Source organism: Streptomyces sp. JH14, from assembly GCF_029428675.1.
GTDB lineage: Bacteria > Actinomycetota > Actinomycetes > Streptomycetales > Streptomycetaceae > Streptomyces.
Genome location: NZ_JAJNEL010000001.1, coordinates 3464315 through 3485529, shown reverse-complemented (window position 1 = coordinate 3485529; position 21215 = coordinate 3464315). Strand labels below are relative to the sequence as shown.

The following is a 21215-nucleotide window of genomic DNA, read 5'->3' as shown; positions in this document are numbered from 1 at the left end:
GTGGACAAGTACCAGAGAAATCAATCGATTTGATCAACTTGCCTGGATTTAGCGTGTGATGTGGCGAGTGTGTCCAATGTCCTTTTCTGTACCTCCCGTTCGGTGGCCGCCGTGATGAAGGACGTGACGTTCTCTGTCCCAACAAGCCGCTGCACGGCCTGTATCGTGTCCGGCGGAAGCAGCACAGAACGTGACTCATCGGCCGAGAACGCAGCTCCGAGCGGAGTGCCGGTGCCGAGATGGTGGTGCAGATGGCGGGTGGCGAACATCCGCATGGCACGGGCGAGTTCTGCATCGACCGTCTGCTGGGCGAGCGGCCGGAGCCGGCGCACCAGCTCGGCCGCCTCGGCCGCATCCGCGTCCGTCGGTGGCCGATGGCCGAGGTAACGGGCGAACACGTGCTCTGTGGTGAACTCCAGGAAACGGGAGGCGATGTGTTCCACCTGGACGCGAAGTTCCCTCAGATGTCCTGAGATTGCGGTGAGCGGCACACCGGCCGCGTGCAACTCGACTGCCACCGACAGTTCTTGCGGGCTCGGTACGAGGAACTCGTCCTCCTTTCCGGGGATCGGTTCAAGCACTCCGAGCTCGACCGCCTCGGCGACCGCCTGATCGTCCTGTATGCCGCCGAACTTCCGGTGCAGCTCGTCGCGGGTGATCCGGTCGGCCTGCTCGTCGGTCCACGGGCCGTGCACCTCGGCGACGAGCCCGAGCACCCCGCCGAGACCGCGGCCCTCGTCCCACGCCTCCAGCAACTCCTTGATGCTGGCCAGCGTGTAGCCACGGTCCAGCAGATCGGCGATCTGCCGGAGCCGGGCGAGATGCGTCTCCCCGTACACATTGGCCCGGCCGCGCCGCTCCGGGGTAGGCAACAGCCCCCGGTCCTGATAGGCCCGGATCGTGCGGACCGTGGCGCCGCTCGCATGCGCCAGGTCCTCGATCCGGTACTCGGCGCGTAGCCGACTCGTCCCGCCCGTTGTCCCCGGCCCGCTCACAGCGGCGGCTTCAGCCGGGCGATCCCGCGCAGTGAGCCGGGGCTGAACCGGGACAAAAACCTGGCGGCGCGGGCCTCCGGTGTCACCGGCACCACGGCACGGTTGTGCACCACGGCCTCGATGATCGCGTCGGCGACCTTCTCCGGCGGGTAGTTGCGGAGCCCGTACAGCCGGCCGGTCCGCTTCTGCAGCCGCTTCTCCTCGGCGGCGTCGGCCCCGGCGAAATGCGCCGTCGCGGTGATGTTGGTGTTCACGATGCCGGGGCAGATCGCGCTGACGCCGATCGAGCGCTCGGCCAGTTCGGCCCGCAGGCACTCGCTGAGCATCAGCACGGCAGCCTTGGAAGTGCTGTACGCGGGCAGCGCCCGGGACGGCTGATATGCGGCAGCGGAGGCGGTGTTGACGATATGGCCCCCCTGACCGCGCTCGGCCATCTGCCTGCCGAAGATCCGGCAACCGTGGATGACACCCCACAGATTGACGTCGAGGACGTTCTTCCAGTCCTCGCTCGTGGTCTCCAGGAATGAGCCGGACAGCCCGATCCCGGCATTGTTGACCAGAACGTCGACGATGCCGTACTCGGCGGCGACCTTCTCGGCGAGCTTCTCCATCGCCTGTTCGTCACTGACATCGACCGCCTCGCCCCAGGCCGCCGGGGAACCGATCAGCCGCGCCATCTCGGCCGTTCTGGCAGCCCCTTCCGCATCCCGGTCCACGGCCACCACCCGGGCGCCCGCCTCGGCGAAGGCGAACACGGTGGCCCGTCCGATGCCGGCGGCCGCGCCCGTCACCAGCACCAGCCGGCCGCCGAACCGGTCCGCATACGCCCCGGTCGGTGCGGTGGCCTGAAGTGGACGCCCCTCCTCCCGGTCCGACTCGTTGGTGGCGACGAACTCGGTGATCCAGGAAGCCAGCTGGTCCGGCCTGGTACGCGGCACCCAGTGCTTGGCCGGCAGGGAGCGTCGTACCAACTGCGGTGCCCAGAGCTCAAGTCGGTCGTAGAGCTTCTCCGAAAGGAAGATGTCGCCGGTCGGTGTGATCAGCTGGACCGGCACATGCGCGTACGCGTCGCCGCGCGGCCTGCCCAACCGGGCACGGACGTTGTCACGGTAGAGCCAGGCACCGTGCGCCGCGTCGTTCGGCAGGGACGGCGTCGGATAGTCGCCCGCCGGCACGTTCTCCAGGCGCTGGAGTATCCGTGGCCACTGTCTGCCGAGCGGACCGCGCCAGGCGAGCTCCGGCAGCACCGGAGTGTGCAGCATGTACACGTACCAGGATTTGGCTCCCTGGCCGAGCAGTTGGCCGACCCGGCGCGGGGTGGGCCGGGACATCCGCTGCTTGATCCAGTGTCCGAAATGGTCCAGGGAGGGTCCCGACATCGATGTGAAGGAAGCGATCCGGCCCTCGGTGCGCTTGACCGTCGCGAACTCCCACGACTGCACCGAACCCCAGTCGTGCCCGACCAGATGCACCGGCCGGTCCGGGCTCACCGCGTCGGCCACCGCCAGGAAGTCGTCGGTCAGCTTCTCCAGCGTGAACCCGCCGCGCAGCGGCGACGGCGCGGTCGACCTGCCGTGTCCGCGCACGTCGTACAGCACGACATGCCACTGCTCGGCCAGCCGCCGTGCAACCTCCGTCCAGACTTCCTTGCTGTCCGGGTAGCCGTGCACGAGCACCAGCGTGGGACGCGTCCCGTCGCCCAACTCGGCGACACACAGCTCGATCCCGCCCGTACGCACCCGGCGTTCGCGGTAATCCGGCAGATCCTGCAGACTCACGCCGCCACCTTCTCCTCGGCCCAGCGCCGCACATGCGGCAGATCGTCGTCCAGCCAGAAGGCGCTCTGCTCGGGGTCCTTGGAGTCGGTGACGACCAGGATCTCCTCGAACTTCGCTCCCGTGCCCCGGAATCCGAGATGGGGCTCGACCGCCCACAGCCCCGGCTGCGGCGGATGGTCGGAGAAGCGGTACGGACTCCACAGCGGCGACCAGCCGTCCCGGTGCCCGTGCAGCGCATCACTGACAAGACCCTTGAGCGACTGCGTGCCGAACCCGAAGACATGCGGGGACCAGCGGCGCTCGGCGACCCGGTCGATCTTGTGGGCGATGACTCCGAAGGGGTACGCGCGATGTCTGTTCGCGTACCCCTGCCTGATCATCAGCCGTTCGACGTCCTCGTAGATCTCGCGCAGCGAACGCCGCTCGCGCACCTCGCTCAGAATCAGAGCGCGATGGGCCTCCAGATCGGCCAGGAGCCTGTCGTGCAGCGGGTTGAGCCCGAGACAGCCGGAGTATCCGATGTCCGCCGTGAAACCCTTGTGGACGGGGGCCATGTCGAGGATGAACGGCATCCCCGGCTCCAGCTTCCGGTTGGTCGGGAAGAACTGCAACGGCACCTTGAAGCCGGTGAACGCCGTACGGTCCCCGAACCAGGCGAACGGGAGATGGAACCAGTCCCGCACCCCGCGCCTCCGCAGCCACTCCCGCTGCATCCGGGCCGCCTCGCGCTCCGTCATGCCCGGTTCGAGCCGGGCGGCGACCGCCTCCGCGCATGCGTACGCGAGGCGCTGCACCTCTTTGAACCCCTGGAGCTCCGGGGCCGATTGGTCTTTCACCGATGAGGCCATGCCACCGTCCGTCCCATGCCGTGTGCGGTACGTGCTCGTAACGTGACACTGATGAATGTGACAATGCCTGGCGGCTGCGTCAAGGGGTGTGCGCGGACCTGTGGACGACTCCACGCAAGGCGACTGCGATCCACTCCCGGCCGGATTCCCTGGAGCCGGTGCAGCCCCGGGCTTCGCGGCGGGCCCGGGTCCTCCTCCATGGGGTCCCCCTACGGGTCCGTACGACTGGAGTCTGACGCGGATACAACCGCCTGGTCTGACGACCGGTGTGGCCCGTACCACTACCGTCGAAGACGTGACTGTGATCGCGACCGAAAGCCTGAGCAAGCGGTTCCCCCGGGTGACCGCTCTTGACCGGCTCACTCTGGACATCGGGCCCGGTGTGACCGGGCTGGTGGGTGCCAACGGAGCCGGCAAATCCACACTGATCAAGATCCTGCTGGGTCTGTCCCCCGCCACCGAAGGCCGGGCCGCAGTGCTCGGGCTGGACGTCGCCACCAGTGGCGCCGCCATCCGGGAGCGGGTCGGGTACATGCCCGAGCACGACTGCCTGCCACCGGACGTCTCGGCCACCGAGTTCGTCGTCCACATGGCGCGGATGTCCGGACTGCCGCCGACGGCCGCGCGCGAGCGCACCGCCGACACCCTGCGCCACGTGGGGCTGTACGAGGAGCGCTACCGCCCCATCGGTGGCTACTCGACCGGCATGAAGCAGCGGGTGAAGCTGGCACAGGCGCTGGTCCACGACCCGCAGCTGGTCCTTCTCGACGAGCCGACCAACGGGTTGGACCCGGTCGGACGGGACGAGATGCTCGGCCTGATCCGCCGCGTCCACACGGACTTCGGCATCTCGGTCCTGGTGACCTCGCACCTGCTGGGGGAACTGGAGCGCACCTGCGACCATGTCGTCGTCATCGACGGCGGTGCGCTGCTGCGTTCCAGCTCCACCAGCGACTTCACCCAGATCACAACGACCCTCGCGGTGGAGGTCACCGACAGCGACACCCACCCGGACGGCACGGACGCGCTGCGCCGGACGCTGACGGCAGCCGGCGTGAAGCTCGTGGGCCTCGACGGAATCGAAGGGAACGGTCTGCCCGGCGCCGGGCACATCCTGCTGATCGAGGCCACCGGCGAGGAGACGTACGACGTGGTCCGCGACAGTGTCGCCGGGCTCGGACTCGGTCTCGTACGGATGGAGCAGCGACGCCACCACATCGCCGAGGTCTTCCGTACCGAAGGCACCGCAGAGGCCACGGAAACAGCCCTGGCCGGCGCCGTACAGCAGAAGGGGAGCGGTCACGATGAGCACTGAGACCGGGGCCGTGACCGGGAGCGAGACCACCCGGATCCACAACATCGGGTACCGCTCCTACGACGGCCCGCGCCTGGGCCGCGGCTATGCCCGCCGCTCGCTCTACTCGCAGTCGCTGCGGGGCTCCTTCGGACTGGGCCGTTCCGCCAAGTCCAAAGTGCTGCCGATGCTGCTCTTCGGTGTGATGTGCCTGGTCGCGCTGATCTTCGTGGCCGTCGCGATGTTCACGCCGGACGCGACGAAACTCCCGGTCAAGTACACCGCCTTCGCGATCTACATGCAGGCCGTCATCGGTCTCTTCCTCGCCGCGCAGGCACCGCAGTCCGTATCCCGGGACCTCCGCTTCAAGAGCGTCCCCCTGTACTTCTCGCGGCCCATCGAGCGGGTCGACTACGTCGCCGCCAAATACGCCGCCATGGCATCCGCCCTGTTCGTCCTCACCGCGACGCCGCTGCTGGTGATGTACGTGGGCGCCCTGCTGGCGAAGTTCGACTTCGCCGACCAGACCAAGTGGTTCGGACAGGGTCTGGTGTCGGTGGCGCTGCTCTCCGTGCTCTTCGCCGGAGTCGGCCTGGTCGTGGCCGCGCTGACACCGCGCCGCGGCTTCGGTGTCGCGGCGGTGATCGCCGGCCTCACCATCTCGTACGGAGCGGTCTCCACGGTCCAGGCCATCGCCTGGGAGACGGGCTCGGCGGGCGCCGTGCAGTGGCTTGGGCTCTTCTCGCCCATCACCCTGATCGGCGGCATCCAGACCGCGTTCCTCGGAGCCACCTCCGCCTTCCCCGGAGGGGAAGAACCCAGCGCCGGGGCAGGCGTGGTGTATCTGATCGCTGTTCTCGCGCTCGTCGCCGGCTCGTACGCCGTACTGATGCGCCGCTACCGGAGGGTCGGGCTGTGACCACCATCGAGATCGACCACACCTCGCGCTGGTTCGGCAATGTGGTCGCCGTCAACGACGTGAGCATGACCGTGGGCCCCGGAGTGACCGGACTGCTCGGCCCCAACGGCGCGGGCAAGTCCACGCTGATCAACATGATGGCCGGGTTCCTCGCTCCGTCGACGGGCACGGTGACGCTCGACGGCGCGCTGATCTGGCGCAACGAGGCGGTGTACCGGCAGATCGGCATCGTGCCGGAGCGGGAGGGGATGTACGACTTCCTCACCGGCCGCGAATTCGTGGTCGCCAATGCGGAACTGCACGGACTCGGTGATGCGGCTGCGCGCAAGGCGCTGGCCACGGTCGAGATGGAATACGCGCAGGACCGCAAGATCTCCACGTACAGCAAGGGCATGCGCCAGCGCGTGAAAATGGCGTCGGCGCTGGTCCACGAGCCGTCGGTGCTGCTCCTCGACGAGCCGTTCAACGGGATGGACCCGCGCCAGCGGATGCAGCTGATGGAACTGCTGCGGCGGATGGGTGCCGAGGGCCGTACGGTGCTGTTCTCCTCCCACATCCTCGAAGAGGTCGAGCAACTCGCCTCGCACATCGAGGTGATCGTGGCCGGCCGGCATGCCGCGTCCGGTGACTTCCGGAAGATCCGCCGGCTGATGACGGACCGCCCGCACCGCTATCTCGTACGGTCCAGCGACGACCGCGCACTCGCTGCCGCGCTCATCGCCGACCCGTCGACCGCCGGGATCGAAGTGGACCTGGGCGAACAGGCCCTGCGGATCCAGGCGGTCGACTTCGGACGATTCACCACGCTGCTGCCGAAGGTCGCGCGTGAACACGGCATCCGTCTGCTGACCGTCTCGCCGTCCGACGAGTCCCTCGAATCGGTCTTCTCCTATCTCGTAGCGGCCTGAGTAGCGGCCTGAAAGGAGCTGTGAAGCGTCATGTACAACCCCACAGTCGCCCGGCTCACCTACCGGGCCCTGCTCGGCCGGCGACGGGCCGCGATCCTCTTCGTCCTGCCCGCGCTGCTGATCTTCATCGCCGCGGCGGTACGGATGCTCGCCGGAGCGGATGACCAGGTCGCCGCGAACGTGCTGGGCGGTTTCGCGCTTGCCACGATGGTGCCGCTGATCGGCGTGATCGCCGGTACGGGGGCCATCGGGCCGGAGATCGACGACGGATCGATCGTCTATCTGCTGGCCAAGCCGGTGAAACGGCCGACGATCATCTTCACCAAGCTGATCGTGGCGATCGCCGTGACCATGGTCTTCTCCGCCCTGCCGACATTCATCGCGGGCCTGATCCTCAATGGCAACGGCCAGCAGATCGCGGTCGCGTACACGATCGCGACGCTGGTTGCCTCGATTGCGTACAGCGCGCTGTTCCTGCTGCTCGGCACGGTCAGCCGGCACGCAGTGGTCCTCGGCCTGGTCTACGCACTGGTGTGGGAGGCGCTCTTCGGCAGCCTGGTGCCGGGGGCACGGACGCTCAGTGTGCAGCAGTGGTCGCTCGCGCTTGCCGAGAAGGTCGGCGGGGAAGGCGTGATCACTTCCGACGTCGGACTGCCGCTCGCGACGGTCCTGCTGGCGGGTGTCACCGTCATCGCCACCTGGTACGCGGGCCAGAAACTGCGCACGCTGAAGCTCGCCGGCGAGGAGTGAGCAGAAGGTCTCTGCCGCACTGTCCTGTCAGCCCCTGCCCTTTGGGCGGGGGCTGACGCATGAGCGGACAGTCGTACGCGTAACTGTACGTTTATCGGCCCGTTGTTCAGGGTGCGTGGAGGCAACTGGGATCCGTGGCGTCGTAGCGTTCGTGAAATTGGGGAGTGCCGACTCCGGCGAGGCAGCGCCGGCCGGATCGGTCATCGGGTGAGTGGCAACCGTGAGCGACCTCCGCCCCTGAAGCCCGGGGAGAGGGCCGCCCATCGTCGTTTTCGCGAATGGAAGGCATGCCCATGCCTACAGAAGTCGCCCTGCTCGAATCGCGCGCACTGCGCGTCGAGCAGATGGGGCGCGTCGATGTTCTCGACAAGGTGAAGAGCCTTCTCATGCTCCCGGACGGAGTTCACGTCCGCACAGAGGACGTGGCTCGCTACTTCGAAGTATCCACAGCCTCGGTCAGAAGGCTGACCGATCGGCACCACAAGGAGTTCGCGGAGAACGGCATGCGCGTGCTGCGTGGTGCTGACCTGCGGTCATTCCATAGCGACATCGAGTCGCTATGGAATGGCGAGGGGGTGCAAAGTTATCCACAGGCTGCCACTCAGCTGAGGCTTTTCACCCGCAGGACCGTGCTCAATGTCGCGATGCTTCTTCGCGACAGCGACATCGCCCGATGCGTCCGCACCTATCTGCTCGACGCGGAGGAGGACCTGCGGGCGGGGTACGCCTCGCTCGATCGGCGTGTCACCCGGGTCGAGAGCTGCCTGGCCGGAGTCGGCGTGGCGCTCCAGGAACTCGGGCCGGTGCTCAACCGGATGTCGCACCGGCTCGACAGTCTCGACCAGAGGCTCGAGGCCACGAACCAGGTGGTCGGAGCCATGAGCGTCCGACTCGGAGACATCTCCGAGGACATCGTCCGTATCGATGCCCGGATGGACGACTTCGTCCTTCAGCTCAAGGATCTGCGCCGCCGCCGTAAGCGCCGCTGATCCCTGACCGACGCTCGCGGTCCGCTCCGGCCCGGTCCGTAACGGCCGGCCGCGGGCCGCGAGCAACGTCGTAGGCCGGGGCCGTGCTCGCCGCCCGGAAAATGGGTGGCGGACAACGGCCGCCCCGGGCACAGTGGTTGAGGAAGTGCACGCCACAGGACCGGGAGAGGAGCGCGGCGATGACCGAGAGTCCGAGTCCGTCGAGTTCCCAGCAGGGCGGCCCGGAGCAGGCGCCGGAGTAACCATCACCTCACTCCGCCGAGCCGCTCAGGGTGAGCCCGGGGCGGCCCTTCTGCGCGCATCGCGCGCGGCCGCCCTCCCGGAGGATTGGCCGAGTGGTAAGGCAGCGGCTTGCTAAGCCGTCGTCGGGGCTCTGAGCCCTGCGCGCGTTCGATCCGCGCATCCTCCGCCCAGTTCGGCGCGTCGGCACATTCCGCATCCGCGCGACCGGCGGCGCAGCCGCCTAGAGCAGCTGTTCCAGCACCAGCGCGATGCCGTCGTCCTCGTTCGACGCGGTGATCTCGTGCGCCACGGCCTTCAGGTCGTCGTGCGCGTTGGCCATCGCCACGCTGTGCTGCGCCCAGGCGAACATCGGGATGTCGTTCGGCATGTCACCGAAGGCGAGTGTGTCCGCCGCCTTCACACCCAGCCGGCGCGCGGCCAGCGAGAGCCCGGTCGCCTTGCTCAGCCCCAGCGGCAGGATCTCCACCACGCCGGGACCCGCCATGACCACGTCCACCAGATTGCCGACGGCTCCGCGTGCGGCCTTCGCCAGTGCGTCGTCGCCGAGTGCCGGGTGCTGGATGTAGACCTTGTTCAGCGGCGCGGACCACATCTCGGTCGCGTCGTCCACGAAGAGGGCCGGAAGCGGCCCCTCCTGTACCCGGTAGCCGGGGCCGACCAGCACCTCGCCGTCGAGTCCGTCGCGGCTCGCGGCCAGCGCCAGCGGGCCGACCTCCGCCTCGATCTTGGACAGCGCGAGACCGGCGAGCTGCCGGTCCAGCGTCAGTGAGGTCAGCAGCTTGTGCTCGCCCGCGTGGTAGACCTGCGCGCCCTGGCCGCAGACCGCGATGCCGTCGTAGCCCAGGTCGTCCAGGATGTGCCGGGTCCACGGAACGGCCCGACCGGTGACGATGATGTGCGCGGCACCGGCCGCGGCGGCGGCGGCCAGTGCCTCGCGGGTGCGCTCGGAGACCGTGTCGTCGTTACGCAGGAGCGTTCCGTCGAGGTCGGTCGCGACGAGCTTGTAGGGGAACGTCACTTGGCGACCGGCTCCAGAACCTCACGCCCGCCCAGGTACGGACGGAGTACCTCGGGCACACGTACGGAACCGTCGGCCAGCTGGTGGTTCTCCAGGATCGCCACGATGGTGCGCGGTACGGCGCAGAGCGTGCCGTTCAGTGTGGCGAGCGGCTGGACCTTCTTGCCGTCGCGCATCCGGACGGAGAGGCGGCGCGCCTGGAACCCGTCGCAGTTGGACGCGGACGTCAGCTCGCGGTACTTGCCCTGGGTCGGGATCCACGCCTCGCAGTCGAACTTCCGTGAGGCCGAGGAACCCAGGTCGCCGGTGGCCACATCGATCACCTGGAACGGAAGCTCGAGGCCGGTGAGCCACTGCTTCTCCCAGTCCAGGAGCCGCCGGTGCTCGGCCTCTGCGTCCGCCGGGTCGACGTACGAGAACATCTCGACCTTGTCGAACTGGTGGACGCGGAAGATGCCCCGGGTGTCCTTGCCGTACGTGCCGGCCTCGCGGCGGAAGCACGGCGAGAAGCCGGCGTACCGCAGCGGCAGCTTGTCGGCGTCGATGATCTCGTCCATGTGGTACGCGGCGAGCGGGACCTCGGAGGTGCCGACGAGGTAGTAGTCGTCCTTCTCCAGGTGGTACACGTTCTCCGCGGCCTGGCCGAGGAACCCGGTGCCCTCCATGGCGCGCGGGCGGACCAGCGCCGGCGTCAGCATCGGGATGAAACCGGCCTCGGTGGCCTGTGCGATCGCCGCGTTGACGAGCGCGAGCTCGAGCAGTGCGCCGACACCTGTCAGGTAGTAGAAGCGCGAGCCGGACACCTTGGCGCCGCGCTCCACGTCGATGGCGCCGAGCGCCTCGCCGAGCTCCAGGTGGTCCTTGGGCTCGAAGCCCTCGGCGCCGAAGTCGCGGATGGTGCCGTGCGTCTCGAGAACGACGAAGTCCTCCTCGCCGCCGATCGGCACGTCCTCATGGACGATGTTGCCGAGCTTCAGCAGCAGGTTCTTGGCCTCCGCGTCGGCCTCGTCCTGCGCCGCATCGGCAGCCCTGACGTCGGCCTTCAGCTGCTCGGCCTTCTTGAGCAGCTCGGTGCGCTCCTCGGGCGAAGCCTTGGGAATGAGCTTGCCGAGCGATTTCTGCTCGGAACGGAGTTCGTCGAAGCGGACACCGGACGACCTGCGCCGTTCGTCGGCGGAGAGAAGAGCGTCGACGAGCGCGACGTCCTCTCCACGGGCGCGCTGGGAGGCGCGAACACGGTCGGGGTCCTCACGGAGCAGGCGAAGGTCAATCACCTCTCCAGGCTACCGGTGTGCGCTTCCATAGCTCGAACCGATATTGCCAAGCGTGTCACTTTGTCCGAATTGCCAGCATTGGTAATGCTGGGGGTGCGTGTTGGCCGCAGTCGATCTCGCCCGTCGGTAAAGAGTCCCTATTCCCCTAAATGGGGCAGAAGGGGTCTCTGTTCTTGACGCACCGGCCTTGCGGGGGGCGGGAGTTGGAGGTCACTTGTCCACAGGCCTGAGGGTGTATCCAGAGTTATCCACAGGCTGTGAGGAAGATCTGTGGACATCGGAAGAGATCATTCCGAAAGCCGCATGAAGGGTCATGGATTCCCCGTTCAAACGCACTTCACACACTCATTCGGGTGGGAATTCCTCGCCCTGAAGAGTTGATCAAAGGAATTAAGGTGACACGGCCCGACCTGGGGCTCTGTGGATGGATGTGGGGCGACTGGAGCGATTTGTCGACCATGTCGTATTGAGGTGTCGACTTGTCCCCAGGTCGAGAACAGGCCCTGTGGATAACTCTGTGGGTTATGAAAAACGGCAGATAACACCGGTGATGCGCGCACGCTGCCACGGCGCACGCAGCAGCCCTCCGCGGGTGGGCCCGGCAACCGTCAGCGGCAGCCCCCACCTGCTCCACGAGACTGCGAGGCCCAGCCGCCCTACGAGACCGTCAGGCCCGGCCGTCCTGGTTCCGCGCCAGCCAGTCCGAGGCATCGGTGAAGTCCGCGTCCGACGTCCCCGGACGCAGCGGTCCTACGTCCTCCGGCGCCACCCCGGCCCGCGGATACGAGCCGAGGAACCGCACCTTGGGGCTGATCCGCTTCAGCCCCATCAATGCCTCGCCGACCCGGCGGTCGGCGATGTGCCCCTCGGCGTCCACCGCGAAGCAGTAGTTCCCGATGCCCGCACCCGTCGGCCGGGACTGGATCAGCATCAGGTTCACCCCGCGCACCATGAACTCCTGGAGGAGTTCGAGCAGCGCACCGGGGTGGTCGTCGCCCAGCCAGATGACCACCGACGTCTTGTCCGCGCCGGTCGGCGCCGCCGGCCGGGCCGGACGGCCCACCAGGACGAAGCGCGTCTGAGCGTTCTCCGCGTCGTGGATCTCTGTCACCAGCGGTTCGAGACCGTATGTCGCGGCCGCGAACTCACCGGCGAAGGCGGCGTCGAACCGTCCCTCCTGCACCAGCCGCGCACCGTCCGCGTTGGATGCGGCCGACTCCCACAGAGCCTCCGGCAGATGGGCCGCCATCCAGTTGCGCACCTGCGGCTGTGCGGCCGGGTGCGCGGTGACCGTCTTGATGTCGGACAGCTTGGTGCCGGGCCGCACGAGCAGCGCGAAGGTGATGGAGAGCAGCACCTCGCGGTAGATCATCAGCGGTTCGCCGGTGGTCAGCTCGTCGAGTGTCGCGGTGATGCCGCCCTCGACGGAGTTCTCGATCGGTACGAGGGCTGCCGCGGCAGCTCCGCTCCGTACCGCGTCCAGAGCCGCCGGGACGGAGACCATCGGGACGAGTTCCCGAGTGGCGGCTTCCGGAAGCGTACGGAGGGCGACCTCGGTGAAGGTGCCTTCGGGGCCGAGATAGGCGTAGCGCGTGGCGGACATACCGTCACCCTAATGCGCTGCGGTGGCTCAGGACTCCAGCAGCCGCTGCCCCACGTACTCCCCGGCCGCGGCGCCGCCCGGTACCGCGAACAGTCCGCTCGCCTCATGCCGGATGAACGGCGACAGGGCGTCCCCCCGGTCGAGTTTGCGCTGTACGGGCACGAACCCCTTCAGCGGGTCCGCCTGCCAGCAGATGAACAGCAGCCCGGCGTCCGGAGTGCCGTCCGCCGCGATGCCGTCGTGGTACGAGAAGGGGCGTCGCAGCATGGCCGCGCCGCTGTTCCGCTCGGGGGAGGAGATCCGGGCGTGGGCGTTGTCCGGGATCAGCAGTTTGCCGTCGGGGCCCGCCTTGTCGAGGTCCATCTCGGTGGTCTCGGTACCCCCGCTCAGCGGCGCACCGTCCGCCTTGCGCCGCCCTATGACCCGCTCCTGCCCGTCCACCGGGAGCTTTTCCCAGTCGTCGAGCAGCATCCTGATCCGTCGTACGACCGCGTACGAGCCGCCGGCCAGCCAGGCGTACTCCGCGTTGCCGCCCTCGCCTGTGTGCGGCGGCACGAAGATGCGGCGGTCGAAGTCGCTCTCCGAGGGCTTCGGGTTGCCGGTGCCGTCGATCTGGCCCATCAGATTGCGGGCGGTCATCGGCGCGGCCGTGGCGCCCGGGGTGCGGTTGAAGCCGTTCATCTGCCACCGCACCCGTGCCGTCGTGGCGGCCTCCTTCTGGATGGCGCGCAGTGCGTGGAAGGCGACGAGTGCGTCGTCGGCACCGACCTGTACCCAGAGGTCGCCGTTGGACCGCTTGGCGTCGAGCCGGTCGGAGGAGAACGGCGGCAGTGGGTCCAGCCCGGGCGGCCGATGGTCCACCAAGCCTGTGCGTTCGAAGAAGGTGTATCCGAAACCGAAGGTGACGGTCAGCGAGGACGGACCTGCGTCCAGCGCGATCCCGGTGTCGTGCGCCGTGCCGTCCTCGCTGCCGCCGGTGGGTTCGCCGGCCATCAGCCGCTCGGCCGCGGCGGACCAGCGGCGCATCAGGGCGGCGGCTTCCTTCTGCCCTGCGCCAGGTGCCAGATCGAAGGCGATGAGATGGCCGCGCGCCTGAAGCGGGGTGGTGATCCCCGGTTGGTGTTTCCCGTGAAACATTGCCCGGGTCGAGCCGACCGTGGTCAGGGCGGCCTGGTCATCGGGGCGGGTCGCGACGTATCCGGTCGCACCGCCGGCCGCGCCCAGCACCAGTCCGGTCGCACCGGCCGCGCCCACGCTGCCGAGCAGCCGCCGCCGGGAGAGGTCGCCCGTGGCCGCCTGGGATCCGGTGTCCGTGCCGACCTTGCTGTTCTTGCTGTTTGCGCCGCGCTTGCTGTTCGCACTGCTCATGCTGGTTCCGCTCACGATCCCGCTCAGCCGATCTTCACGTTCTTGCCGATGGTGGTCTGATCGATGTCCGATGTGCGCACGGTCACCGCGATCTTCCAGTTGCCCGCCATGGGGATCTGGACGCCACTGGCCGTCCAGTGCCCCTCGGTGAGCCGGTCGGGGACGACGGGCAGCGGACCGATGTCCTTGGACGTGAGGGTGAAGGCGAGCTTCACCTCGGGAACGTCCAGGGGGCGGCCGTCGGGGGCCTCGATCCAGATGTGCAGCCCGTTGGCACCGGTACGGCCGGGGTCGATGTCCAGCCGGACCGTCCCCTTGCCGTTGCGGCCACCGGTGTCGAACGGCAGGCTCACCGCAAGGGGGCCCGCGGTCGCGGGCACGGATGCAGCCGTCGAGGTGCGGGCCGCTTCCTCCTCGGTGCGTCCGGGCTCGGTCGACGTCAGTACGGTGGTCACCGCCAACAGCGCCACCGCGACCCCGACTTCGGCCAGCACCGAGCGGCGGAGCCCGGACCGGTCGGGGTCGGCATCACGGATCCGCTTCTTCGTGGCGGTCGCCACGGCTGCCTTCTGCCGGGCGAGCTGGGCGGCACGTGCGGGGTCCTCGGGCGCCGTCGCCGACTTAGTCTCCCCAGTGGCTTCGGCATCGTCATCGCTGTCGGCCGGGCACTCGTCCTGTGCCTGCGCCGTGCCCGCAGTCAGCCGCGCCGTCCACCGTCGCGAGATCCATGCGACCCCGACCAGTACGGCGACGAGCCCCACCTTGACGAGCAGCAGCTGCCCGTACGCGGTCCCGGTCAGCGCCGACCAGGAACCGACCTGGCGCCAGGACTGGTAGAGCCCGGTCGCGGTGAGCACGAGCACGCTGCCGAACGCGATACGGGAGAAGCGCCGTACCGCCGTGACTCCGATGTCCGGCGTCCGGTACAGCGCGACCAGCAGCGCCGCGAGGCCGCCCAGCCAGGTGGCGACGGCCAGCAGGTGAAGCACGTCGACCGGCATGGCGATGCCCGGCTGGATTCCGGTGGAGGCATGTTCGGCGAGCGCCCACGTACCGGCGATCCCGGCGGCGACGACCGCGCCGCCGATGGCCAGCCCGAAGGTGAGGTCCTTCTTCTCCCGCTCGTCCTCGCGTTTCGCGTACGCCCCGAACAGCACGGCGATGAAGAGTGCGGCGGCGCCGAGCAGCAGCAGCCGGGCCACCAGGGCGGCCCCCGCTTTGGTGTCGAGCACGGCCTTCAGGCCGTCCAGGTCGAAGGCGTCCGCGAGCTTCCCGGAGCCCGTGTACGGGTTCCGCAGCGCGAGCATGGCCAGAGTGGCCGCGGTGAGCGTCATCCAGCCGCGTACGACCAGGCGCTGCAGCGGCAGGGCCCCCGCCCCGCGCTGCCAGCAGGCGAGGACGAAGGCCGCGCCACCGGCCAGCAGGATGAATCCGGCGTACGCGGCATAGCGCGCGATGCCGTAGAGCGTGCCGACCAGGCCGCCGCCGGCCTGTTCCGTCGGAAGGGCGACGGTGGTCTTGGAGGGGGCGCCGATGGAGAAGGTGAAGGCGCCGGAGACCGGGTGGCTGTCCGCGGAGACGGCCTGCCAGGCCACGGTGTACGTGCCGTCGGGCAGCCCGGCATGCAGCGGGATGCCGTACCTCACGGTGGAGCCGCCCTGCAGATCGCGTGGTTCCGCGCCGGTGTCGGCGCGTTTTCCGCTGGGGTCCAGCACCCGGATGGAACCGTCACCCATGGCGACCTGTTCGGAGAAGGTGAGTGTGACCTGCGTGGGTGCGGTGGCGACCACCGCCCCGTCCTGCGGATCGCTCCCGGTGAGCGCGGCATGCGCGGTTGCGGGTGCCGCGCTCACCAGCAGCAGGCCGAACACCGTGCCGAGGAGTGCGGCAAGGAGTGCGGCGGCGGCGCGTGGCCGGCGCTGCGGTGACGCGGACGGGGTCGGTCCGAAGTGCGGGGCGGTGTCCGTCATGGAGTGTCAGTCCCTCACTGCTTCTTCGGGTTGTGGGTGGTCTCCTTCACGGGGAGATCCACCTTGATGGGGTCGGCCTTCTCGAAGTGCAGCTCCACGGACACCTTCTCGCCCTGCTTGGGCTGCTGTTTGAGTTTCATGAACATGATGTGGTTGCCGCCGCGTTCCAGATCCAGTTCGCCACCCGCGGGCACCTCGAAGGAGGACACCATGCGCATGGTCTGGTTCGTCGTCCTGTGGATCGTGACGTCGTCCGAGAGGGGGCTGGTGACCGAGGTGAGCCGGTCGGAGCTGCTGCCGCTGTTCTGCACGACGAGGAAACCGGCTGCCATGTCGTTGATCGGCTGCGGCATGAACGCGCCGGTGACCTTCAGTTCGGGTGCCCCTCCGGAGGACGAGCACCCCGCCAGCGTCAGCCCGGTGGTGAGGGCGAGCACGCCGGCGAGGACGGTGCGGCGGGTCACGGGTTCTCCCCCTTGATGATCTTGGGGAGGTCCTTGGTGTAGTCGTCGGGCGTGGTGTCCTCGCTGTACAGCACGTACCCCTTGTCGGTCTTCGGGGAGAACGCGATGACCTGCGACCCGTGCATCGAGACGATTGTTCCGTCCTTCTCCTTCTTCGGCGGGTCTATGCCGATGCCGATCTGCCGTGCGCCCGCCTGGATGGTCGGGAAGGCGCCGGTGAGACCGATGAAGGAGGCGTCCTGGGCCTTGAGCCAGCTCCCCAGTGAGGACGGGGTGTCCCGCTCGGGGTCGGTGGTCACGAAGACGACTTGGAGCTTGTCCTGGTCGGCCTTGGGCAGGGCCTTCTTGGCGATGGCGATGTTGCTCATGATGAGCGGGCAGACGTCGGGGCAGTGGGTGTAGCCGAAGTAGATGAGCGTCGGCTTGCCCCGGGTCTGCTCACGGAGGTCGTACGTCCTGCCGTGGGTGTCGGTCAGGACGAGGTCGGGCTTGGTGAACGGCTGGTCGAGCACCGTTGCAGCCTTGGTCTGCGCCGGGGCGGAGACGTCCGCGAGGGGCTTGCCGGCGTCGTCGCCGCTGCCGCAGGCCGACAGGGTGAGCGCGGCCGCGGTGACGAACGCCGCGGCCAGCACAGTCTTCTTACGCATGGATTACTGATTCCTGGTGGGTCGGTGTTTCGGTGGGGCCGGAGGGTCAGGCGGTGCGCCGACGGCCGGCGAGGACGCCGAAGGCCACTCCGGCGGCGCCGATGAGGATGCCGACGATGCCGAGGACCCGGGCCGTGGTGTCGCTGGAGGAGGACGACGCGGACGACGCCTCCGTGTGCTCGTCCTTCGCCTGGTCGGCGCCGGCCGCACCGCTCTTGCCGGCGGCGGCGCCGTGCTCGTCAGCGGTCGCGGCGGTCAGTTTGAGGACCGGAGCCGGGCTCTCGGGCTCCTCCGCGCCGTCCTTCTGCTCCTCGATCCAGCGCACGACTTCCTTGTTGTCGTACGTCTGGATGGCCTTGAAGACCAGCTGATCGGTGTCCTCGGGGAGCTGGCCGACGGAGAGCGGGAACTGCTGGAACTGGCCCGGGCGGATGCCGAGGTCGTTCTTGCTGCCGTCGGCGGTCCAGGTGACCTTGGAGACCGCCTCGTTGATCTTGTTGCCGTGGACCTCGAGCGGCTTGGCGAGCTTGCTCTTGGTGACGACGATCTTCCAGCCGGGCACCGGCTGCGGCATCACGGAAGCGAGCGGGTGGTCGGTCGGGAAGTTGACTTCGAGCTTGGTCGTCGAGGCGTCGTCGCGCTCGTTGGGGACCTTGAAGTTGATGGTGGCGTAGCCGCCCTTGGCGGCCGCGCCCTGCGGTTGCACGCTGACATGTGCGGAGGCGGTGCCGGCGAGGATCAGCACGGTGGACGCGGCGACGCCGCCGGCGAAGGCGAGGCGGGAAACGTTCATGTCAGGAATCACTCCACAGAGGCACGAAGGAAAGGTGGTCCGGCGCGCCGGTGCGCGACGGCATCGCGACACCTCTTCCTCACGTGCGCAGTGCGTGTACCGGGCCGCGCGGCCACCGCACGGCGAAGGGCCGGGCGATGACTGCGTCGAGCCGTGTGTACGACGGGCGGAGGGTGTCGCGTCAGGCTGCGAGGCTGAATACGGACGGAGGCCCGCGCCTGATCACCAGGTGCTGCAGTGGATCGCCGGTGGCGGGAGCCGGGGCGTCGGCCGCGGTGCGGGGGGCGCGCGGCCCGGTCGCCGGTTCGCCCGGGAGGCCGGCGCGCAGTGCCCGTACGAGAGCGAGCGCGGCCCGCAGCGCACGCAACCGGGCCCCGGCCACAAGCTGCCTGGCGCCGTACGCCGACAGCCGGAGCAGCCGGAACAGTGCGATTTCGCCACGCCGCAGCAGCCAGCCGGTGGCCAGTGCGGCCAGCAGGTGGCCGAGCAGCATGGGCAGGCTGGGCAGCAGTCCGGCGAGCGCGGTCGGGTCGGGCGCGGTGGTGACCACGGTCCCGGTCACGGCGGTCATGTGCTGATGGCCCTGGGCCATCACGGTCACCGGGTCGATGCCCGCGTCGGTGACGATGCGGCGGGCGTCGGCGGCGTTCAGCTGTGCCGGTCCTGCGCCGCATACGAGGCTCGCCGCGAACCGGATCAGCGAGCCGTCGCCGCCCGGCACCGCGTCCTTCGCCGCACCGGAGGCGCTGTGCGTGCCCAGTCCGAACAGGGTGTGCAGGGCGATCTGCCCGCCGGCCAGGGCGGCGGCGATGGACGGCATGGAACGTTCGCGTCCGGCGAGCGGCACCACCACGGCGAAGACCCCGAGGAAGCTCGCGAGCAATGTCCACCAGGGGACGATGTCGCAGGACGCCAGTGTGTGCCCTGCCGCGGACAGCGCGACACAGGCCGCGGTGAACACCGCGGCCCTCAGGAGCCGCAGACCGGCTCCGGCGCGTGCGACAGGCATAGACATGGCCGGGCCATCATCGCACTGCGCCCCCGGACTCCGGAGGGCAGGTCCGGAAGGTCGCCTTCCGCCCGATTGGATGCGAGGCGCGTGTGCTGGACGGGTCCGGCATACACGGGTGTACGGAGTGCGGGTATCCGCCGAATGAGCGGTCTCACATCGGAACTGTGCTTACGAACCGCCGTCTGCGGCAATACGTATCGGTATGTCGAGCCGCAGCCAGGAGGCTGGAGCATGAGCATCTGGTGGTCACTCCATTTGCGGCGCGAAGCTGCGAGCGTTCCGCTCGCGCGTCGTTTCCTGCTCGGCACCATGGAGACCGCGGGCGTGGATCCGGACATCTCCTTCGACCTGTCGCTCGCCCTCAGCGAGGCGTGTGCGAACGCTGTCGAGCACGGTGGGGAGCGCAGGGGCGCCGGCGACCTCGTCGCCGCGGGGGACTGCGATCCGTGGGATACGTGGGACTCCTGGGACGATCAGTCCGTCATGGCCTCCGGGCAGTACTGGGTCACCGCCTATCTGGACGGTGAGAAATGCCGTATCGAAGTCGCCGATCTGGGACCCGGGTTCCCTGCCCGGAGTGTGCTTCGCACCGCTGAACACCCGCAGCCGCATCAGCCGCAACCACAGACCCATCAACAGCAGCCGTATCCATCGCAGCAGCTCCCCCCGCTCAGCGCCGAGGACGGCCGGGGACTCTGCCTGATCGAGCAGCTCGCCGACCATGTCCACTTCGGCAACCGTCCGGGCCGGGGCGCGGTGGTGAGTTTCGACAAGGTCCTGAAATGGCGGAAGGGCGCCCTGCTCATGGTGTCCTGAGCGGGGCGCCCTCCGATGTGCCGCAACCGACTTGCGGTGATCAGCCCTTGAGCTGAGCCATCCACGCCTCGACCTCGTCGGCCTGGCGCGGCAGCTTGTCCGAGAGGTTCCGGTTGCCGTCCTCGGTCACGAGGATGTCGTCCTCGATCCGGACGCCGATGCCGCGGTACTCCTCCGGCACGGTCAGGTCGTCGGCCTGGAAGTACAGACCGGGCTCGACGGTGAGGCAGACGCCGGGCTCCAGCGTCCCGTTGACGTACGTCTCGGTCCGCGCGGCGGCGCAGTCGTGGACGTCCATGCCGAGCATGTGGCCGGTGCCGTGCAGGGTCCAGCGGCGCTGCAGACCCAGCTCCAGGACCTTGTCCACGGAGAGGTCGCCCAGCAGACCCCACTCGACGAGCTTCTCGGCGAGCACGCGCTGCGCGGCGTCGTGGAAGTCGCGGTAGTCCGCGCCGGGCTTGACGGCTGCGATGCCCGCCTCCTGGGCCTCGTACACCGCGTCGTAGATCTTCCGCTGCAGCGGCGTGAACGTGCCGTTGATGGGAAGGGTCCGCGTCACGTCGGCCGTGTAGAGGTCATTGGTCTCCACACCGGCGTCGAGCAGCAGCAGCTCGCCGGAGCGCACGGGGCCGTCGTTGCGCACCCAGTGCAGGGTGGTGGCGTGCGGGCCCGCGGCGCAGATCGAGCCGTAGCCGATGTCGTTGCCCTCGATGCGGGCGCGCAGGAAGAACGTGCCCTCGATGTAGCGCTCGCTCGTCGCCTCGGCCTTGTCGAGGACCTTCACGACATCCTCGAAGCCGCGCGCCGTGGCGTCGCAGGCCTTCTCCAGCTCGGCGATCTCGAAGGCGTCCTTGACGAGTCGCGCCTCGGAGAGGAAGACCCGCAGCTCCTCGTCGCGCTCCGCGGTGACTTTGTCCTTCAGCGCGGACTCGATGCCGGCGTCGTGTCCCCGGACGTTGCGGACCGGGCCGGTGGCTTCGGTCAGCGCGCCCGGAAGCTTCCGTACGTCCTTCGCCGGGAGGCCCAGCAGCTGCTCGGCCTCGGCCAGGGAGTGACGGCGGCCGACCCACAGCTCGCCCTGGCCGTCGAGCCAGAACTCGCCGTTCTCGCGGTTGGAGCGGGGCAGCAGGTAGACGGTCGCTTCGTGTCCGTCGTCCGTCGGCTCCAGGACGAGCACACCGTCCTGGGTCTGGTCGCCGGTGAGGTACGCGTACTCGGTGGACGCGCGGAAGGCGTACTCGGTGTCATTGGAGCGGGTCTTCAGGTTGCCCGCGGGAATGACCAGACGCTCGCCGGGGAAGCGCGCGGAGAGTGCGGCGCGGCGGGCGGCAGTGTGCTCGGCCTGGGCGATCGGCTCGAGGCCCTGCAGTTCGGTGTCGGCCCAGCCCGACTTCATGCTGGCGGCGAGCTCGTCGGAGACGCCCGGGTACAGGCCGTTCTTCCGCTGCTTGACCGTCTCTGCTTCTTCGGTCTCCGGGTTCTCCGGGGTGAGCTCCTCAGACACGACTTGTCTCTCCTTGCTACGA

19 protein-coding genes and 1 tRNA gene are annotated in these 21215 nt (G+C 68.8%); 7 read left to right on the top strand and 13 right to left on the bottom strand.

Annotation, left to right across the window (positions count from 1 at the left end):
* Positions 1–20: 20 nt before the first annotated feature.
* From LRD69_RS15710 to LRD69_RS15700, 3 genes are read right to left on the bottom strand one after another with little or no spacing between them, the layout of a single operon-like run.
* The gene (locus LRD69_RS15710; protein ID WP_277327185.1) at positions 21–995 is read right to left on the bottom strand and encodes a MerR family transcriptional regulator; all 975 of its coding nucleotides are present in this window, start codon (positions 993–995) and stop codon (positions 21–23) included.
* On the bottom strand, positions 992–2773 hold the full coding sequence (locus tag LRD69_RS15705) for an SDR family oxidoreductase (protein WP_277327184.1): 1782 nt from the start codon (positions 2771–2773) through the stop codon (positions 992–994). Before LRD69_RS15705 ends, LRD69_RS15710 begins: the two co-directional genes overlap by 4 nt.
* On the bottom strand, positions 2770–3621 hold the full coding sequence (locus LRD69_RS15700) for a M24 family metallopeptidase (protein WP_277327183.1): 852 nt from the start codon (positions 3619–3621) through the stop codon (positions 2770–2772). Before LRD69_RS15700 ends, LRD69_RS15705 begins: the two co-directional genes overlap by 4 nt.
* A 301-nt stretch (positions 3622–3922) precedes the next feature.
* Here LRD69_RS15700 and LRD69_RS15695 point away from each other — a divergent pair, with 301 nt between their 5' ends.
* The 6 genes from LRD69_RS15695 (at position 3923) to LRD69_RS15670 (ending at position 8890) form a co-directional block, all read left to right on the top strand.
* Positions 3923–4936: an ABC transporter ATP-binding protein gene (locus LRD69_RS15695; protein ID WP_277329750.1), complete on the top strand. Its 1014-nt coding sequence runs from the start codon at positions 3923–3925 to the stop codon at positions 4934–4936.
* Positions 4926–5834, top strand: coding sequence for an ABC transporter permease (locus tag LRD69_RS15690; RefSeq protein ID WP_277327182.1), 909 nt, complete (start codon positions 4926–4928; stop codon positions 5832–5834). The genes LRD69_RS15695 and LRD69_RS15690 overlap by 11 nt, the downstream gene beginning before the upstream one ends.
* Positions 5831–6742: an ABC transporter ATP-binding protein gene (locus tag LRD69_RS15685; RefSeq protein WP_277327181.1), complete on the top strand. Its 912-nt coding sequence runs from the start codon at positions 5831–5833 to the stop codon at positions 6740–6742. Before LRD69_RS15690 ends, LRD69_RS15685 begins: the two co-directional genes overlap by 4 nt.
* A gap of 30 nt (positions 6743–6772) precedes the next feature.
* Positions 6773–7492, top strand: coding sequence for an ABC transporter permease subunit (locus tag LRD69_RS15680; protein ID WP_277327180.1), 720 nt, complete (start codon positions 6773–6775; stop codon positions 7490–7492).
* A gap of 293 nt (positions 7493–7785) precedes the next feature.
* On the top strand, positions 7786–8481 hold the full coding sequence (locus LRD69_RS15675; RefSeq protein WP_277327179.1) for a hypothetical protein: 696 nt from the start codon (positions 7786–7788) through the stop codon (positions 8479–8481).
* Positions 8482–8802: 321 nt separating this feature from the next.
* Positions 8803–8890 (top strand) — tRNA-Ser (locus tag LRD69_RS15670).
* 54 nt (positions 8891–8944) lie between these two features.
* On the opposite strand, the gene LRD69_RS15665 is transcribed toward LRD69_RS15670, so the two are convergent.
* The 9 genes from LRD69_RS15665 to LRD69_RS15625 form a co-directional block, all read right to left on the bottom strand.
* Complete coding sequence (locus tag LRD69_RS15665; RefSeq protein WP_277327178.1) at positions 8945–9742, bottom strand: HAD family hydrolase; 798 nt, start codon at positions 9740–9742, stop codon at positions 8945–8947.
* A complete protein-coding gene (gene serS / locus LRD69_RS15660; protein ID WP_277327177.1) occupies positions 9739–11016 on the bottom strand; it encodes a serine--tRNA ligase in 1278 nt (425 codons plus the stop codon). The genes LRD69_RS15665 and serS overlap by 4 nt, the downstream gene beginning before the upstream one ends.
* A 667-nt stretch (positions 11017–11683) precedes the next feature.
* On the bottom strand, positions 11684–12619 hold the full coding sequence (gene pheA / locus LRD69_RS15655) for a prephenate dehydratase (protein ID WP_277327176.1): 936 nt from the start codon (positions 12617–12619) through the stop codon (positions 11684–11686).
* 27 nt (positions 12620–12646) lie between these two features.
* Positions 12647–13987 carry an iron uptake transporter deferrochelatase/peroxidase subunit gene (gene efeB / locus LRD69_RS15650; protein ID WP_277327175.1) on the bottom strand — a complete coding sequence of 447 codons (1341 nt, stop codon included), beginning with the start codon at positions 13985–13987 and terminating at the stop codon, positions 12647–12649.
* Between the two features lie 23 nt (positions 13988–14010).
* Complete coding sequence (locus tag LRD69_RS15645) at positions 14011–15957, bottom strand: copper resistance protein CopC (protein ID WP_277327174.1); 1947 nt, start codon at positions 15955–15957, stop codon at positions 14011–14013.
* A 14-nt stretch (positions 15958–15971) separates the two neighbouring features.
* Positions 15972–16421 carry a copper chaperone PCu(A)C gene (locus LRD69_RS15640; RefSeq protein ID WP_277327173.1) on the bottom strand — a complete coding sequence of 150 codons (450 nt, stop codon included), beginning with the start codon at positions 16419–16421 and terminating at the stop codon, positions 15972–15974.
* A complete protein-coding gene (locus LRD69_RS15635; protein WP_277327172.1) occupies positions 16418–17068 on the bottom strand; it encodes an SCO family protein in 651 nt (216 codons plus the stop codon). The genes LRD69_RS15640 and LRD69_RS15635 overlap by 4 nt, the downstream gene beginning before the upstream one ends.
* A 46-nt stretch (positions 17069–17114) precedes the next feature.
* A complete protein-coding gene (locus LRD69_RS15630) occupies positions 17115–17861 on the bottom strand; it encodes a YcnI family protein (RefSeq protein WP_277327171.1) in 747 nt (248 codons plus the stop codon).
* Between the two features lie 181 nt (positions 17862–18042).
* Positions 18043–18876, bottom strand: a complete 834-nt coding sequence (locus LRD69_RS15625; protein ID WP_277327170.1) for a hypothetical protein — start codon at positions 18874–18876, stop codon at positions 18043–18045.
* A gap of 228 nt (positions 18877–19104) precedes the next feature.
* Here LRD69_RS15625 and LRD69_RS15620 point away from each other — a divergent pair, with 228 nt between their 5' ends.
* Complete coding sequence (locus tag LRD69_RS15620; RefSeq protein WP_277327169.1) at positions 19105–19689, top strand: ATP-binding protein; 585 nt, start codon at positions 19105–19107, stop codon at positions 19687–19689.
* Between the two features lie 40 nt (positions 19690–19729).
* On the opposite strand, the gene LRD69_RS15615 is transcribed toward LRD69_RS15620, so the two are convergent.
* A complete protein-coding gene (locus LRD69_RS15615; protein ID WP_277327168.1) occupies positions 19730–21193 on the bottom strand; it encodes an aminopeptidase P family protein in 1464 nt (487 codons plus the stop codon).
* Positions 21194–21215 lie beyond the last annotated feature (22 nt).

Bases quoted from the DNA above. Each gene is read 5' to 3' on its own strand.
- LRD69_RS15645 (WP_277327174.1), bottom strand. From the start codon at position 15,957: ATGACGGACACCGCCCCGCACTTCGGACCGACCCCGTCCGCGTCACCG.
- LRD69_RS15635 (WP_277327172.1), bottom strand. From the start codon at position 17,068: ATGCGTAAGAAGACTGTGCTGGCCGCGGCGTTCGTCACCGCGGCCGCG.
- pheA (WP_277327176.1), bottom strand. From the start codon at position 12,619: ATGTCCGCCACGCGCTACGCCTATCTCGGCCCCGAAGGCACCTTCACC.
- LRD69_RS15675 (WP_277327179.1), top strand. From the start codon at position 7,786: ATGCCTACAGAAGTCGCCCTGCTCGAATCGCGCGCACTGCGCGTCGAG.
- LRD69_RS15625 (WP_277327170.1), bottom strand. From the start codon at position 18,876: ATGTCTATGCCTGTCGCACGCGCCGGAGCCGGTCTGCGGCTCCTGAGG.
- LRD69_RS15630 (WP_277327171.1), bottom strand. From the start codon at position 17,861: ATGAACGTTTCCCGCCTCGCCTTCGCCGGCGGCGTCGCCGCGTCCACC.
- LRD69_RS15700 (WP_277327183.1), bottom strand. From the start codon at position 3,621: ATGGCCTCATCGGTGAAAGACCAATCGGCCCCGGAGCTCCAGGGGTTC.
- LRD69_RS15690 (WP_277327182.1), top strand. From the start codon at position 4,926: ATGAGCACTGAGACCGGGGCCGTGACCGGGAGCGAGACCACCCGGATC.
- LRD69_RS15620 (WP_277327169.1), top strand. From the start codon at position 19,105: ATGAGCATCTGGTGGTCACTCCATTTGCGGCGCGAAGCTGCGAGCGTT.
- efeB (WP_277327175.1), bottom strand. From the start codon at position 13,987: ATGAGCAGTGCGAACAGCAAGCGCGGCGCAAACAGCAAGAACAGCAAG.
- LRD69_RS15680 (WP_277327180.1), top strand. From the start codon at position 6,773: ATGTACAACCCCACAGTCGCCCGGCTCACCTACCGGGCCCTGCTCGGC.